Raw genomic sequence first — 14,744 nt, 5'->3', positions numbered from 1 at the left:
TAATTTAAATCGAGATTATTTCTCGTTTTCTTCGTCTTCGTATTTATTGTCTAGAATATCAATTTTAGGCTCATGAAATTCCTGTTCATTTGCCAATGACTTATTTAGTGTTAACACCAAACAAGGTAATAACATCAAATTAGATAACATTCCAAACATGAGTGTTACCGCAATCAATCCACCCAAAGCTACTGTTCCTCCAAAACTTGACAGTAAAAAAACCGAAAACCCCGAAAACAAAACTACTGAAGTATAAAACATACTTACGCCAGCTTCTTTTAAAGTAGCAAAAACCGATTTTTTAATTTTCCAATTGTGATTTTTCAACTCTTGCCTATATTGTGCCAAGAAGTGAATCGTATCATCTACCGAAAGTCCAAAAGCAATACTAAAAACCAAAATCGTGGAGGGTTTTAATGGAATTCCAAAATAACCCATCAAACCTGCCGTTATCATTAATGGCAATAAATTTGGAATTAGCGAAACAACCACCATTTTGAAGGAGCGAAACATGAAAACCATCAACATCGAAATTAAGAAAATGGCAAAAAGTAATGACGAAACCAGATTGTCTAAAAGGTATTTTGTTCCTTTCTCAAAAACTAGTGCTTTCCCCGTTAAAGTAACTTTATAACGATCAGGAGGAAATATAACATTGATTTTTTTCAAAAGCTTGTTTTCAACAATCTCCATATTTCCAGTGCCAATGTCTTTCATGAAAGTTGTTATTCTAGCGACACTTCCATCTTTGCTGACATAGCTTTTCATGATGTCTTTTTGAGTGTTTTTTGTAGAATTTTTGGCGTAATTCAAGATAAAAGCTTGTTCTTGAGACGTTGGCAAATCATAATATTCAGGGTTGCCATTATAAAAGGCTTGTTTGGAATATTTAACCAAATTAACTATCGAAATAGGTTTTGAAAGCTCTGGAATTTCTTCAATGGTTTTTTGAAGTTCATCCATTTTTTTCAAAGTCGATAATTTCATAACCCCTTTTTTTCTTTTGGTGTCAATAGTTATTTCTAAAGGCATCACACCATCAAATTCTTTTTCAAAGAAAACAATATCCCTAAAAAAATCGGTATTTTTCGGCATGTCTTCAGTTAAACTGCCTGAGGTTTTTATTTGTAATGCGCCAAAAATACTCACGAAGAAAAGCAAAATAGCAACTGCGTAAACGTATCGTCGGTTGTATTTTACAGTTCTTTCAATCCATTCCATGAATTTTAGGGTATAATTTCTATTCAAATGTTCCAAATGTTTGGCTTTTGGAACAGGCTGATAACTGTAGTAAATAGGAATTATGATTAAGCATAAAACGAATAGTGCAACTATATTCACGGCAGCAACCAAACCAAATTCTTTCAACAATTCACTATTGGTAATCATAAAAGTGGCAAAACCAGCTGCAGTAGTCAAGTTGGTCATCAAAGTAGCGGTTCCAACTCGAGTGATAACTCTTTGTAATGCTTTGGCTTTATTACCATGATTGGAATATTCCTGTTGGTACTTATTGGTCAAGAAAATACAATTTGGAATACCAATTACAATCACCAATGATGGAATTAAACCCGTTAAAATAGTAATTTCATATCCAAAAAGGCCAATGAAACCAAACGTCCACATTACCCCAATAATTACAATTAAAACCGAAATTAATGTAGCTCGATGCGACCTAAAGAAGAAAAAGAAAATGAAGGAAGTGATAAAAAGTGCCGCGCCAATAAACAAACTGATTTCGCCTAAAATACTTTTAGCATTCAAGGTTCGGATGTAGGGCATGCCCGAAACTCTTAAATCGATATCTGTTGCTTTTTCAAAAGCTTCGACTTTTGGAATAAAATAATTTATTATGAATTCTTTACGTTGTGGTGTATTGACAATTTTTTTATCTAGATAAATGGCCGAGCGTATTGTTTTATCTTTTTTGTTAAAAAGCAACCCTTCATAAAAAGGAGTTTTTGTAAAAAGTTCTGTTTGAGTTTGCTTTAAATATTGGGCATCACCCACTTTTTTTGGATCGAAAAATGGCTTTAATTCAAAGGTTTCTAAACTATCATTTTTTTGTAATTTTTTGATATCATCTACTGAAACAACCAAATCAACTTCGGGTTGTTTTTTCAAGTCTTCCATCAATTTTGTCCATGCTGCAAAAACCTTTGGAGTAAATAATTGTTGGTTTTTTGAACCAATTACAATTAGATTTCCTTCTTCTCCAAATTCTTTTAAAAAAGCATTGTATTCTTTATTTATCTCATGGTCATCGGGCAATAAATTTGCTTCAGAGTAGGTAAAATGAATGTATTTCCATTGTGTTGCTAGAAGAATAGTAATAATTCCAATAAAAACAAGAATTGTTTTTCTATTTCTAAGTACTACTCGGGCAATATATTCCCAAAAACCTAGCGTTAATTTATTTTTCATAGATAATTTTAAACGGTTGCAAAGGTAATCAAATGGTAAAATAAAGTTTCTATTTTTAGTAAACTTTTGCTTAATATATAAGCAAATAGCAGTTGAAATTTAAATAATTGTTAATGCCTAAAAAAAATTAAAAAAAATAGGAACCTTTTTAGCATCTTTGTGAGGAATAGCATTTACCAACTGCATGAGAAATTTAAAAAACACTTTATTTTATTTACTAGTTACAGGTGGATTTGGTTACCTGATGTATTGGATACTCGTTCAAGGAAAATTTCTTGAAGTGGGAAGAACAATTGTTTCGCCTACTTCTACAGACAGCCAATGGATTCAGTTTTTAAGTTCGCTTTTTCACAATCTTCAACATCCACTTGCGCTGTTGTTGCTGCAAATAATTACCATAATTCTTGTTGCCCGAATTTTTGGCTGGATTTTTAGGAAAATCGGTCAACCTACAGTAATCGGGGAAATTATTGCTGGGATTGTTCTTGGCCCATCGCTTTTTGGACTTTATTTTCCCGATATGAAAGAAGCTTTATTTCCTGTAGCTTCATTGGGAAATCTTCAAGTATTGAGTCAAGTAGGTTTAATTCTGTTTATGTTCGTCATAGGCATGGAATTAGATTTAAAGGTTCTTAAAAATAAAGCAAACGAAGCTGTTGTTATCAGTCACGCTAGTATTGTAATTCCATTTGCTTTGGGAGTTGGATTATCTTATTTTATATATCATCAATTTGCACCAGAAGGTGTTGAGTTTTTGTCTTTTAGTTTATTCATGGGAATCGCAATGAGTATCACCGCTTTTCCAGTTTTAGCCAGAATTGTTCAGGAACGTGGCATTCACAAAACTAGATTAGGAACTATTGTAATTACGTGTGCTGCGGCAGATGATATCACGGCTTGGTGTTTATTGGCTGCAGTAATAGCGATTGTAAAAGCGGGAAGTTTTGTAAGTTCAATATACATTATTGGATTAGCATTCTCTTATGTTTTATTGATGCTTTTGGTTGTGAAACCATTCCTAAAACGAGTTGGAGATTTATATGCCAAAAAAGACAGTGTTAAGAAATCAGTAGTCGCAATTTTCTTTTTAACACTTATTATTTCTTCCTATTTGACGGAAATTATTGGAATCCATGCGTTGTTTGGAGCTTTTGTAGCAGGAGCAATAATGCCAGATATCACTAAATTTAGAAATATTTTTATCGAAAAAGTCGAAGATATTTCAATTATTTTATTGTTGCCTTTGTTCTTTGTTTTTACGGGTTTGAGAACTGAAATAGGATTGATAAACGAACCCTATTTGTGGAAGGTAACAGGTGTTATTATTTTGGTGGCAGTGGTAGGAAAGTTTTTTGGAAGTGCGTTGGCAGCCAAATTTGTAGGTCAAAATTGGCGTGATAGTCTTACTATTGGTGCTCTTATGAATACAAGAGGTTTAATGGAATTGGTGGTTCTAAATATAGGTTATGAACTTGGAGTGCTTTCGCCAAAAATATTTACCATGATGGTAATTATGGCATTAGTGACCACGTTTATGACTGGTCCAGCATTGGATTTAATTAATTTTATATTCAAAACAAAAGACGTTATTATTCCATCGGAAATTAAAAGAAATTCTAAATTTAAAATTTTAATCTCGTTTGGAAATAATGAAAAAGGCAAGTCCTTATTGAGATTAGCGAATAGTTTAGTCCGAAACCAAAAAGAACACTCCAATGTAACAGCAATGCACTTAACCATGAGTGACGATATGCATGCTTATAATTTGGAAGAATATGAAGAATCTACATTTGAACCTATTGTAAAAGAGTCGGTTAAACTAAATCAAGAAATCACCACTATTTTTAAAGCAACGGGTGATATTGAAACGGATATTGCTGACATTGCCAATGAAGGTCAATACGATTTGGTTTTAGTGGGTGTGGGAAAATCTATTTATGAAGGAACTTTACTGGGGAAAGTTCTTGGTTTTACCTCACGAATTATAAATCCAGACAGATTATTAGATAAATTCACTGGGAAAGAAGGACTTTTTGAAAACTCTCCATTTGATGACAGAACTCGATTGATTATCTCTAAAACAAAAAAACCATTGGGAATATTAATCGATAAAGATTTACAAAAAATCAATAATGTTTTTATTGGAATATATAGTATTGGTGACGTTTTTCTTATTGATTATGCACAAAAATTAATATACAATAACGATTCTCATGTGACCATTTTGGATAATAACGAGCACACCAAAAACAATTTTATTATTCAAAATTCGTTAGTAGCACTCGAAGAAAAGCACACCGATAATTTTGATGTTTTTCAACCCAATCAAATTAATAAACCATTTTTATTGCAGCAAGACTTAGCGGTTTTCAGTTTAGAAACTTGGAAAAAACTAATTGAAGATGAAGTTTCTTGGTTGGCCGATATTCCTTCGGTTTTGATTGTGAAACCATAAATATTTATAAATACAAAATCAAAAAACCGTCTTGACATATTAAATTGGCAAGACGGTTTTTTTGGTATTTAGTGTAAAAACTACACTTTCATAATCTCTGCTTCTTTAGTCGCTAAATGCTCATCTACTTTTTTAATAAACGCATCGGTAAGTTTTTGAACATCGTCTTCGGCACTTTTACAAATATCTTCTGAAGCACCTTCTTTTTCTAATTTTTTGATTTCGGTATTAGCATCTTTTCGAGCATTTCTGATACCTATTTTGGCATCTTCGGCTTCGGCTTTGGCTTGCTTTACTAAATCTCGTCTTCTTTCTTCAGTTAAAGCGGGCACATTGATAATGATATTTTCACCATTATTCATGGGGTTAAAGCCTAGATTGGCAATCATAATCGCTTTTTCAATCGTATGCAACATGCTTTTTTCATACGGTTGAATGGTAATAGTTCTTGCATCGGGAACATTCACATTCGAAACTTGCGAAAGAGGTGTTTGAGAACCATAATAGTCAACAAAAACACTTCCCAACATTTGTGGTGATGCTTTTCCGGCACGAATGTTTAAAAATTCTTTTTCTAAATGAGCAATCGAACCAATCATTGATTCTTCTGTGCTGTCTAAAATAAAATCGATTTCTTCCATTGTTTAATTTTTTGTGGTTTGTAGATTATGGTTTGTAGTTAACATTAAACAACAAACTATAAACTCTAAACTAAATTTTAACTACAGTTCCAATATTTTCGCCGTTACAAATTTTCAATAAATTTCCTTTAGTATTCATGTCAAAAACAACTATTGGCAATGCATTTTCTTGACTTAATGTGAAAGCCGTAGAGTCCATTACATTCAATCCTTTTTTGATAACATCATCAAAAGTGATGCTATCAAATTTTACTGCATTCGCATTTTTTTCAGGATCCGAATCATAAATTCCATCCACGCGTGTTCCTTTTAAAATAACATCAGCGTGAACTTCTACGCCACGAAGTACGGCAGCAGTATCGGTTGTGAAATAAGGATTGCCAGTTCCAGCACCAAAAATTACTATTCTTCCTTTTTCAAGGTGACGTACCGCTCTTCTTTTGATATAAGGTTCAGCAATAGCTTCAATTTTTAAAGCCGTTTGCAATCGGGTTAACATTCCTTTGTCTTCTAGCGCACCTTGCAATGCCATTCCGTTGATAACTGTGGCTAGCATTCCCATATAATCTCCTTGCACTCTGTCCATTCCATTGCTCGCTCCAGCAATTCCTCTAAAAATATTTCCACCACCAATAACAATAGCAATTTCAACGCCTTTGTCGTGAATGGCTTTGATTTCATCTGCATATTCGGCCAAGCGTTTTGGGTCAATTCCATATTGTCTTTCGCCCATCAAAGCTTCGCCACTTAGTTTTAGAAGAATTCTTTTGTATTTCATCTTGTGTTGTATTGTTCAATTTAGTGATGCAAATATAAACATATTATGGTTTTATGTTATAGCATAAAAAAAGAATATTAAGTAACATTTATTACCTTTTATAGCTTTTTGGTTTTGTAGCTTTGCCCAATAAAAATAGATGTTATGCTAACCATTATCAAAGAAAGTTTATCCAAAAGCCATTCATATTCTGAATACAGAACTATAGTTTCATCCTTATTAAAAGAAGGGAAATCATCAGGAAACGAACAATCCGAAGCATTGACACATTATTCGGAATTGAATGAAGTGAGAATGAATCGCTTAGATAAAACCATTTCAGTAAGTGAAGTAAATCAGAAAAAGTTACAAAACCTAAAAAGAGATTACGTTTGGTTAGTGATTTCTGAAGGTTGGTGTGGTGATGCTGCACAAATTCTGCCTGTGTTTCATAAAATGGCTGACCTTTCAGAAAAAATTGAATTAAGAATTGTTTTCAGGGATGAAAACGAAGCATTAATGAATTTGTTTTTAACCAATGGAACAAAGTCCATTCCTAAATTAATTATTTTAGACAAAAACACCTTAGAAGTTTTAGCCGATTTTGGACCAAGACCAAAAGGAGCGATTCAATTGATTTCGGATTATAAAGCACAGCATGGTGTGGTCGATGAAATTGCCAAATCGGAATTACAAATGTGGTATTTTCACGACAAAGGACTTTCTGTGCAAAAAGAGATTTTGGATTTAATGAAGTAAAATTTAGATTTTTACTTTTCTAACTAGTTTGATGATTTTTGGAGAACGACTTCCGTGAAAAGCTCTTAAAACTTCAATTCTATTGGCGTTAATCCTATAAATAATTAGATAGGAACCGAGAATAATATTCCGATAAATTTTTGTTTTAGTTTCAAGGTGGCGACATTCGGGATTGACTAAATAATTCGTCTCTAAGTCACGCACAATTAATTTGAGGTCTTCATAAAATATAAGTGCTAATCTTATTCCAAATGTTGCTTCACCGTATTCATAGATATCTTGAATATCTTTTAAATAAAAAGTAGAAAGGACTACTTCTTTCTTTGCAATCTCCATTCGTTGAATCTTTTTTCAAATTCTTTTTCTGACAAAAATTCACTTTCTTCAGCTTCTTTTATTAAAGCAACAAACTCATCTTGTGACATTGGTTTGCCTGGAGTTGCCAAATTTTTAGATTTTTTATTAGACGTTTTCATGAGTAACGAATTTGAAAGAATAGTAAAAGTATGAATTAATTGAATTCAAAAAATAAATTACAACAAAGATTTTTCAAATGCTTCTGGCGAAATAGCATTTTCAACGGAGTATTCTCCGATTCTTGTTCGTCGCAAAACCGATAAATAAGCACCAGAATGTAAGGCGTAGCCAAAGTCAAAAGCAAGCGAACGTATATAAGTTCCTTTGCTGCAAACGACTCTAAAATCAACCTCGGGCAACGCTATTCTTGTAATTTCAAATTCATGAATAGTAGTTTTTCTAGAAGCAATTTCCACTTCCAAACCAGCACGTGCGTGTTCGTATAAACGAATACCTTCTTTTTTTATGGCTGAAAAAACAGGCGGTTTTTGGTCAATTTCACCAAGAAACTGTTTTGTGGTTTCTAGAATTAAAGCCGAAGTGATGTGTTCTGTTGGAAAAGTTTCAGTGACTTCGGTTTCCAAATCATAAGAAGGAGTTGTGCCACCGATAGTAAAAGTTCCGGTATATTCTTTGGCTTGAGCTTGTATTTCAGTAATTCTTTTGGTGAATTTACCAGTACAAACAATTAATAAGCCTGTTGCCAATGGATCTAAAGTACCAGCATGACCAATTTTGAATTTTTTAGGAAGATCGTATTTGCGTTTTAAAATATACTTCAATTTATTCACCGCTTGAAATGAAGTCCAAGTAAGCGGTTTATCAATCAGCAGAATCTGACCTTCTAAAATAGCTTCGGCAGTCATTAAATAACAGTTAATTTCATGACAAAGAAATGGATAATCAAGATAGCTAAACCAGCAATTATTCTATAATATCCAAACATTTTAAATCCATGTTTTGATAAGTAACCAATGAAAGATTTTATGGCCAACATGGCCACAATAAAACCAACGATGTTTCCAATTATCAACAAATTAATTTGGTCATCAGAAAGTACAAATCCGTCTTTGTAGTAATCATAACATTTTTTAACAGTTGCACCAAGCATTGTTGGGACAGCAAGAAAAAAGGAGAATTCCGCTGCAGTAGTTCTTGATAGTTTTTGGGACATTCCTCCAATAATGCTTGCACCACTTCGAGAAACTCCAGGAATCATAGCTAAACATTGAAATAAACCAATTTTGAAAGCCGTAAAATATGTTATTTGTTCGGTTGATTGCGTCTCTTCTTTATTGGTAAACCAATCATCAACTTTCAGTAAAATGAAACCGCCAAGCACTAATGAAACTGCAACTGTAATTGGATTTTCTAACAAGGCATCAATTTTTTTGCTAAAAAGCAATCCGAAAATCACAGCAGGAATAAAAGCCACCAAAAGTTTAAAGTAAAAATCAAAGGTTTGGAAAAACCGTTTGAAATATAAAACAACTACCGAAAGTATAGCGCCAAGTTGAATGACAACCGTAAATAATTTAGTGAAATCTTCTTGTGCAATCCCAAAAAATGACGAGGCAATAATCATATGTCCTGTTGAAGAAATGGGTAAGAACTCAGTAATTCCTTCAATAATGGCAAGTATAATTGCCTGAAAATAATCCATCGTTAAGATTTAGATTTTTTAAAAATCGAATAAATTGTAATTCCGAAACCAATCAAAACAACGGTTGGCGCCAAACGAATTCTTCTAAAGCTAAAAACATCTTCGCTAAAAACTTTTGGGTCATCACTGCCGCCACCACTCATCAGAATAAATCCTAAGGCAATGACTGCAAGTCCAATTAATAATATTTTGTAATTTACTTTATCAAAAAGGAAATCAGGTTTTTGCTCGTTGTTTTTCATAATGTCTATAATCTATTTTCTTTTCTCTAATACAAATCATCAGTTCTCAAATTCAAAAAGCGTTGTGTGGCGAAATAAGTGCTCAACCATGTAATCAAAACACTTAAAACCATTACGCCCAAAAGTACAATGCCGATAGCTAATTTATTTTCCAAAATGCCCAAATTAGGGAAATTGGTTTCAATATAAATAACTACGCCAATTAAAGCTACAATTGCTAAAGACGCACCTATCAAGCCGAGAATAATACTGGTTTTGATAAATGGTTTTCTAATAAACGATTTGGTAGCACCGACCATTTGCATGGTTTTGATGATAAATCTATTAGCGAAAATGGCAAGTCGCAACGAACTATTAATGAGTAATACAGATACAAAAGCGAATAAACCACTTATGATTAAAATCCACATACTAATGTTTTTGATATTGTCATTTACTAAAGTTACCAATTGCTTATCATATACAATATCGGCAATCATAGGGTTTTTATTTAAGCGATTTTGAATTTTAGCAATCTCAACATTGGTTACATAATCGGCTTTCAAATGAATATCAAAAGAATTTTGAAGTGGATTTATCCCTAAGAATTGCATAAAATCTTCTCCAATTACTTTTTTATGCTCCTGAGCTGCTTTTTCTTTAGAAACATATTCAAAACTCTTGGCAAATTTTGCGGTTTTTAATTCACTAGTAAATGCTTTAATCACAGTGTCATTGGCTTCATTTTTCAAAAAAACTGTCATTACAATTTCTTCTTTAAAATTATCCGATAATCGCTTGGAATTGATGACGAAAAGCCCCAATATTCCCAATAAAAACAACACTAAAAAGATACTCAACACTACCGAAAAATAGGAGGTAATTACTCTTCGTTTTTGAAACTTTTCATATGATGATGACATAAACAATGATTTAAGGTGTAAAAATAATAAAGAAAATTGTTTTTATCCTTTATAACGTACAAAGTTTTAACTTTATTATAATAAACGTAAATTTGCCCCTTAAATTATATATCGCACTATACCTGACAGGTTTTTTAAAACCTGTCAGGTATAGAAAAAATAGCTACGAAGAATGAAATATTTCCACGAAAAAGTTGAAGCCAAATGGCAAAAATACTGGGCAGAAAATCAAACATTTGCTGCTAGCAATAACTCTGACAAACCAAAATATTACGTACTTGACATGTTTCCTTATCCTTCAGGAGCAGGATTGCATGTTGGACATCCACTAGGTTACATTGCTTCTGATATTGTGGCGCGATTTAAACGTCATAAAGGGTTTAATGTGTTGCATCCACAAGGTTATGATTCTTTTGGTTTACCTGCTGAACAGTATGCTATTCAAACAGGACAACATCCAGAAAAAACTACTCGTGAAAACATTGCTCGCTATCGTGAGCAATTAGATAAAATTGGTTTTTCATTCGATTGGAGTAGAGAAGTACGCACTTCTAATGCTGATTATTACAAATGGACACAATGGATTTTTATCCAATTATATAATTCTTGGTATTGCAAATCAGCGAATAGAGCTTTTGATATTTCCGAATTAGTGGAGATTTTCCGAACAGAAGGAAATACTAATGTTGATATGGTCTGCGATGATGGTGTTGAACTTTTTACTGCTGCCGAATGGAATGCCTTTTCGGAAGAAAAGAAACAACAACTTTTACTTCAATACAGATTAACCTATTTGGCAGAAACTGAAGTAAATTGGTGTCCGGCATTGGGCACTGTTTTAGCCAATGACGAAATTGTAAATGGAGTTTCTGAACGTGGCGGTCATCCTGTTATTCGTAAAAAAATGACGCAATGGTCCATGCGAATTTCTGCTTATGCTGAAAGATTATTGCAAGGATTAGAAACTATCGATTGGAGTGAGTCAATAAAAGAATCGCAACGCAACTGGATTGGAAAATCAGTTGGTGCAATGGTGAAGTTTAAATTGGTCAACTCTCATGAAGAAATTCGTGGTTCAGAAAAATATATTGAAGTTTTTACAACTCGTCCAGATACTATTTTTGGGGTAACTTTTATGACTTTAGCTCCAGAACATGAATTGGTGGCTCAAATTACTACAGCAAAACAAAAAGCAGCTGTTGAAGCCTATGTAGAAGCCACCGCCAAACGTTCCGAACGAGAAAGAATGGCAGATGTCAAAACCATTTCAGGTGTTTTCACTGGTGCTTATGCTGAACATCCTTTTACGGCAGCATTAATTCCAGTTTGGATTGGCGATTATGTATTAGCTGGTTACGGAACTGGAGCTGTGATGGCGGTTCCATGTGGTGACGAGAGAGATTATGCTTTTGCCAATTTCTTCAAAGGGGAAAACGGAATGCCCGAAATAAAGAACATCTTCAATCAAGATATTTCTGAAGTAGCGTATGCTAGCAAAGAAGGCTTTCAATTGGTAAAATCCGATTTCTTAAACGGATTGGGTTATAAAGAAGCCACCAAAAAAGTCATTGAAGCTCTAGAAAACATTAAACAAGGTAAAGGCAAAACCAATTACCGTTTGCGCGATGCAGTTTTCTCTCGTCAACGCTATTGGGGAGAACCATTTCCAGTGTATTATGTGAATGGTTTACCGCAGATGATTGATGTGAAACATTTACCAATTGTATTGCCAGAAGTGGAAAAATATCTCCCAACCGAAGACGGACAACCGCCATTGGGCAATGCTACGGATTGGGCTTGGGACACTGTGAATAATAAAGTTGTAAGCAATGATTTGATTGATAACAAGACCATTTTTCCTTTAGAATTAAATACTATGCCAGGTTGGGCAGGAAGTTCATGGTATTGGATGCGTTATATGGATGCTCACAATGAGAACGAATTTGCCTCAGCAGATGCCTTGAAATATTGGGAAAACGTAGATTTATATATTGGCGGAAGCGAACATGCCACCGGACATTTATTGTACTCTCGATTTTGGAATAAATTCCTAAAAGACAAAGGTTATGCGCCAACCGAAGAACCATTCAAAAAATTGATTAATCAAGGAATGATTTTGGGTGAAAGCGCTTTTGTATATGTTTTACAAACTAAATTAGGTGATGAAAATGCTCCGGATCAAGTTTTACTAAATCTTGATACATATAAGAACTTTATTAATGGGGGTTCAATAGATATTTTACCTAATAATTTATTTCAATTTTTAGATGAAAGATTATCTTTATTTGAAAGTTCAAATAAAAGATTAGAAGGTTTAGAAAGAAATTTTGTCTGTTTTAAATCTGCAATTGATGTGAGTTATGTCAATTTGAAAAATGAAATTAATTTAACTAGTCTTTCAAAAGATGAAAGATATAAACTATTGTTAAATGCATCATACTTTAATGGAAATGAAGTTATTGATACTGATGAAATAATAGTTATTCGAGAAGTTGAAAAAATGTCAAAATCAAAGTATAACGTAGTTAATCCAGATGAAATATGTAATGATTATGGCGCAGATACTTTACGTTTGTACGAAATGTTTTTGGGTCCATTGGAACAAGCCAAACCATGGAATACTGCTGGTATCACCGGAGTTTCAGGTTTCTTAAAAAAACTGTGGCGTTTGTATTTTGATGAAAATACTGGTTTGAATGTTACTAACGACGAACCAACACCAGAGATGTACAAATCATTACACAAAACCATCAAAAAAGTAACCGAAGATATTGAGAATTTCTCGTTCAATACGTCGGTGTCACAGTTTATGATTTGCGTCAACGAATTGGCAACTCTAAAATGCAATCACCGAAAAATATTGGAACCATTAGCCATAACCATTTCGCCTTATGCACCACATATTGCGGAGGAATTATGGTCGCAATTAGGACATTCTGGATCTATTGCTACTGTTGATTTTCCAATCGTAAACGAGAAATACTTAGTAGAATCTGAAAAAGAATATCCCGTTTCGTTCAACGGAAAGATGCGTTTCACGATAAAATTATCTTTGGATTTATCGGTAGCGCAAATACAAGAAATTGTAATGGCAGATGAAAGAACCATCAAACAACTAGAAGGAAGAACGCCTAATAAAGTCATCATCGTTCCCGGAAAAGTGATTAACTTGGTTGGTTAGCAAAAATGCTCACATAGTATATTTTCATGTTAATAAACATCTTTAGAATTTTGTTTCTAAAGGTGTTTTCTTTTTTGATTAACATATCATTTTTTTAATAGAAACTAAATTTATTATTTATACCATATAAAAAATAGGGTATAAATAATATTATGATAATAATTATAAAATTTAACCCCAATAATTTTATAGTATCAAATAAAATTACAACTTTTGATTGCTTAAAGTGTGTAATTATGAAAATTGGTGTTCCAAAAGAAATTAAAAACAATGAAAGCCGCGTTGGAATGACTCCTGCAGGTGTATTTGAGCTAACAAAAAACAATCATATTGTTTTTGTTCAATCTACTGCTGGTGATGGAAGTGGTTTTTTTGATGAAGATTATCGAAACGTTGGTGCAATAATCGTAAAATCAATCGAAGAAGTTTATAGTTTGAGCGAGATGATTATTAAAGTTAAAGAACCTATCGCCGAAGAATATCCTTTAATAAAACCGAATCATATTTTGTTTACCTATTTTCACTTTGCCTCTAGCGAAGAATTGACTTTTGCCATGCTAAGAAGTAATGCAGTTTGTATTGCCTATGAAACAGTTGAAGACTCCGATGGAAGTTTACCGCTGCTAACACCAATGTCTGAAGTGGCAGGACGAATGGCGATTCAGCAAGGAGCAAAATATTTAGAAAAACCAATTAAAGGTCGTGGTGTTTTGCTTGGTGGTGTTCCAGGTGTTCCGCCGGGAAGAGTTTTGATTCTTGGTGCAGGAGTTGTTGGTGTTCAAGCTGCGAAAATGGCTGCAGGTTTGGGCGCTCACGTTACTATTTTGGACACTAATATGAAACGGCTTCGTTATGTGAATGATGTTATGCCATCACATGTTGTAACCGAGTTTTCTAGTGAATATAATATTAGACGACATATTAAAGATCACGATTTAATTATTGGTGGTGTTTTGATAAAAGGTTCTAAAGCTCCAAAATTAATTACCAAAGAAATGCTTAAAGAAATGCGTCCAGGAACAGTTATCGTAGATGTAGCTGTTGACCAAGGCGGTTGTTTTGAAACTACAGTTCCAACTACCCATGAAAATCCTACTTATATTATTGATGATGTAATTCATTATTGTGTAGCCAATATGCCTGGAGCCGTTCCTTATACTTCCACAATGGCGCTGACCAATGTTACCTTGCCTTATGTGCTTTTGTTAGCTAATTTGGGCTGGGAAAAAGCATGCGAAAAAGAAGCATCCCTTGCCAAAGGGTTAAATATCGTTCATGGTAAATGTGTTTATAAAGAAATCATAGATGCGTTTGACTGGAAAGAAAATCATAGAGTGAACGAGTCCACAATAGTCTAAGCCAT

The 14,744-nt window shown here is 33.5% G+C and carries 13 protein-coding genes; 4 read left to right on the top strand and 9 right to left on the bottom strand.

What is annotated here, in order from left to right:
- Positions 1-15: 15 nt before the first annotated feature.
- On the bottom strand, positions 16-2,424 hold the full coding sequence (locus tag ACSVH2_RS01015; RefSeq protein WP_438091299.1) for an efflux RND transporter permease subunit: 2,409 nt from the start codon (positions 2,422-2,424) through the stop codon (positions 16-18).
- A gap of 184 nt (positions 2,425-2,608) precedes the next feature.
- Here ACSVH2_RS01015 and ACSVH2_RS01010 point away from each other — a divergent pair, with 184 nt between their 5' ends.
- The gene (locus ACSVH2_RS01010) at positions 2,609-4,879 is read left to right on the top strand and encodes a cation:proton antiporter domain-containing protein (protein WP_438091298.1); all 2,271 of its coding nucleotides are present in this window, start codon (positions 2,609-2,611) and stop codon (positions 4,877-4,879) included.
- Positions 4,880-4,959: 80 nt separating this feature from the next.
- Here the strand turns inward: ACSVH2_RS01010 and frr are convergent, their stop codons facing one another.
- Entirely contained in the window at positions 4,960-5,520 is a 561-nt protein-coding gene (frr, locus tag ACSVH2_RS01005; protein ID WP_438091297.1) for a ribosome recycling factor, read from the bottom strand.
- Positions 5,521-5,590: 70 nt separating this feature from the next.
- Positions 5,591-6,298 carry a UMP kinase gene (gene pyrH / locus ACSVH2_RS01000; RefSeq protein WP_438091296.1) on the bottom strand — a complete coding sequence of 236 codons (708 nt, stop codon included), beginning with the start codon at positions 6,296-6,298 and terminating at the stop codon, positions 5,591-5,593.
- 144 nt (positions 6,299-6,442) lie between these two features.
- Between pyrH and ACSVH2_RS00995 the strand changes: the two genes are divergently transcribed.
- Entirely contained in the window at positions 6,443-7,036 is a 594-nt protein-coding gene (locus tag ACSVH2_RS00995; RefSeq protein ID WP_438091295.1) for a thioredoxin family protein, read from the top strand.
- 3 nt (positions 7,037-7,039) lie between these two features.
- Here ACSVH2_RS00995 and ACSVH2_RS00990 read toward each other — a convergent pair whose 3' ends face one another.
- The 6 genes from ACSVH2_RS00990 to ACSVH2_RS00965 are packed head-to-tail and all read right to left on the bottom strand — an operon-like array spanning position 7,040 to position 10,200.
- Positions 7,040-7,372 (bottom strand): type II toxin-antitoxin system RelE/ParE family toxin, encoded by a 333-nt coding sequence (locus ACSVH2_RS00990; protein ID WP_438091294.1) that lies wholly within the window; start codon positions 7,370-7,372, stop codon positions 7,040-7,042.
- Complete coding sequence (locus ACSVH2_RS00985) at positions 7,348-7,512, bottom strand: hypothetical protein (RefSeq protein ID WP_438091293.1); 165 nt, start codon at positions 7,510-7,512, stop codon at positions 7,348-7,350. Before ACSVH2_RS00985 ends, ACSVH2_RS00990 begins: the two co-directional genes overlap by 25 nt.
- Positions 7,513-7,569: 57 nt before the next feature.
- A complete protein-coding gene (truB, locus tag ACSVH2_RS00980; RefSeq protein WP_438091292.1) occupies positions 7,570-8,259 on the bottom strand; it encodes a tRNA pseudouridine(55) synthase TruB in 690 nt (229 codons plus the stop codon).
- Positions 8,259-9,056: an undecaprenyl-diphosphate phosphatase gene (locus tag ACSVH2_RS00975; RefSeq protein ID WP_438091291.1), complete on the bottom strand. Its 798-nt coding sequence runs from the start codon at positions 9,054-9,056 to the stop codon at positions 8,259-8,261. The genes truB and ACSVH2_RS00975 overlap by 1 nt, the downstream gene beginning before the upstream one ends.
- Positions 9,057-9,058: 2 nt before the next feature.
- Complete coding sequence (locus tag ACSVH2_RS00970; protein WP_438091290.1) at positions 9,059-9,298, bottom strand: DUF3098 domain-containing protein; 240 nt, start codon at positions 9,296-9,298, stop codon at positions 9,059-9,061.
- A 26-nt stretch (positions 9,299-9,324) separates the two neighbouring features.
- Positions 9,325-10,200 (bottom strand): cell division protein FtsX, encoded by an 876-nt coding sequence (locus tag ACSVH2_RS00965; protein ID WP_438091289.1) that lies wholly within the window; start codon positions 10,198-10,200, stop codon positions 9,325-9,327.
- Between the two features lie 172 nt (positions 10,201-10,372).
- Here ACSVH2_RS00965 and ACSVH2_RS00960 point away from each other — a divergent pair, with 172 nt between their 5' ends.
- Positions 10,373-13,381, top strand: coding sequence for a leucine--tRNA ligase (locus tag ACSVH2_RS00960; RefSeq protein WP_438091288.1), 3,009 nt, complete (start codon positions 10,373-10,375; stop codon positions 13,379-13,381).
- Positions 13,382-13,617: 236 nt separating this feature from the next.
- The gene (ald, locus tag ACSVH2_RS00955; protein ID WP_438091287.1) at positions 13,618-14,739 is read left to right on the top strand and encodes an alanine dehydrogenase; all 1,122 of its coding nucleotides are present in this window, start codon (positions 13,618-13,620) and stop codon (positions 14,737-14,739) included.
- Positions 14,740-14,744: the final 5 nt, after the last annotated feature.

This window comes from Flavobacterium sp. RSB2_4_14 (assembly GCF_051547085.1).
GTDB lineage: Bacteria > Bacteroidota > Bacteroidia > Flavobacteriales > Flavobacteriaceae > Flavobacterium.
This window is presented reverse-complemented; position numbering and strand designations above follow the sequence as displayed.

What these genes read in the sequence shown, in the direction of transcription:
- ACSVH2_RS01015 (WP_438091299.1), bottom strand. Translation starts at nt 2,424, where the DNA reads ATGAAAAATAAATTAACGCTAGGTTTTTGGGAATATATTGCCCGAGTA.
- ACSVH2_RS01010 (WP_438091298.1), top strand. Translation starts at nt 2,609, where the DNA reads ATGAGAAATTTAAAAAACACTTTATTTTATTTACTAGTTACAGGTGGA.
- frr (WP_438091297.1), bottom strand. Translation starts at nt 5,520, where the DNA reads ATGGAAGAAATCGATTTTATTTTAGACAGCACAGAAGAATCAATGATT.
- pyrH (WP_438091296.1), bottom strand. Translation starts at nt 6,298, where the DNA reads ATGAAATACAAAAGAATTCTTCTAAAACTAAGTGGCGAAGCTTTGATG.
- ACSVH2_RS00995 (WP_438091295.1), top strand. Translation starts at nt 6,443, where the DNA reads ATGCTAACCATTATCAAAGAAAGTTTATCCAAAAGCCATTCATATTCT.
- ACSVH2_RS00990 (WP_438091294.1), bottom strand. Translation starts at nt 7,372, where the DNA reads ATGGAGATTGCAAAGAAAGAAGTAGTCCTTTCTACTTTTTATTTAAAA.
- ACSVH2_RS00985 (WP_438091293.1), bottom strand. Translation starts at nt 7,512, where the DNA reads ATGAAAACGTCTAATAAAAAATCTAAAAATTTGGCAACTCCAGGCAAA.
- truB (WP_438091292.1), bottom strand. Translation starts at nt 8,259, where the DNA reads ATGACTGCCGAAGCTATTTTAGAAGGTCAGATTCTGCTGATTGATAAA.
- ACSVH2_RS00975 (WP_438091291.1), bottom strand. Translation starts at nt 9,056, where the DNA reads ATGGATTATTTTCAGGCAATTATACTTGCCATTATTGAAGGAATTACT.
- ACSVH2_RS00970 (WP_438091290.1), bottom strand. Translation starts at nt 9,298, where the DNA reads ATGAAAAACAACGAGCAAAAACCTGATTTCCTTTTTGATAAAGTAAAT.
- ACSVH2_RS00965 (WP_438091289.1), bottom strand. Translation starts at nt 10,200, where the DNA reads ATGTCATCATCATATGAAAAGTTTCAAAAACGAAGAGTAATTACCTCC.
- ACSVH2_RS00960 (WP_438091288.1), top strand. Translation starts at nt 10,373, where the DNA reads ATGAAATATTTCCACGAAAAAGTTGAAGCCAAATGGCAAAAATACTGG.
- ald (WP_438091287.1), top strand. Translation starts at nt 13,618, where the DNA reads ATGAAAATTGGTGTTCCAAAAGAAATTAAAAACAATGAAAGCCGCGTT.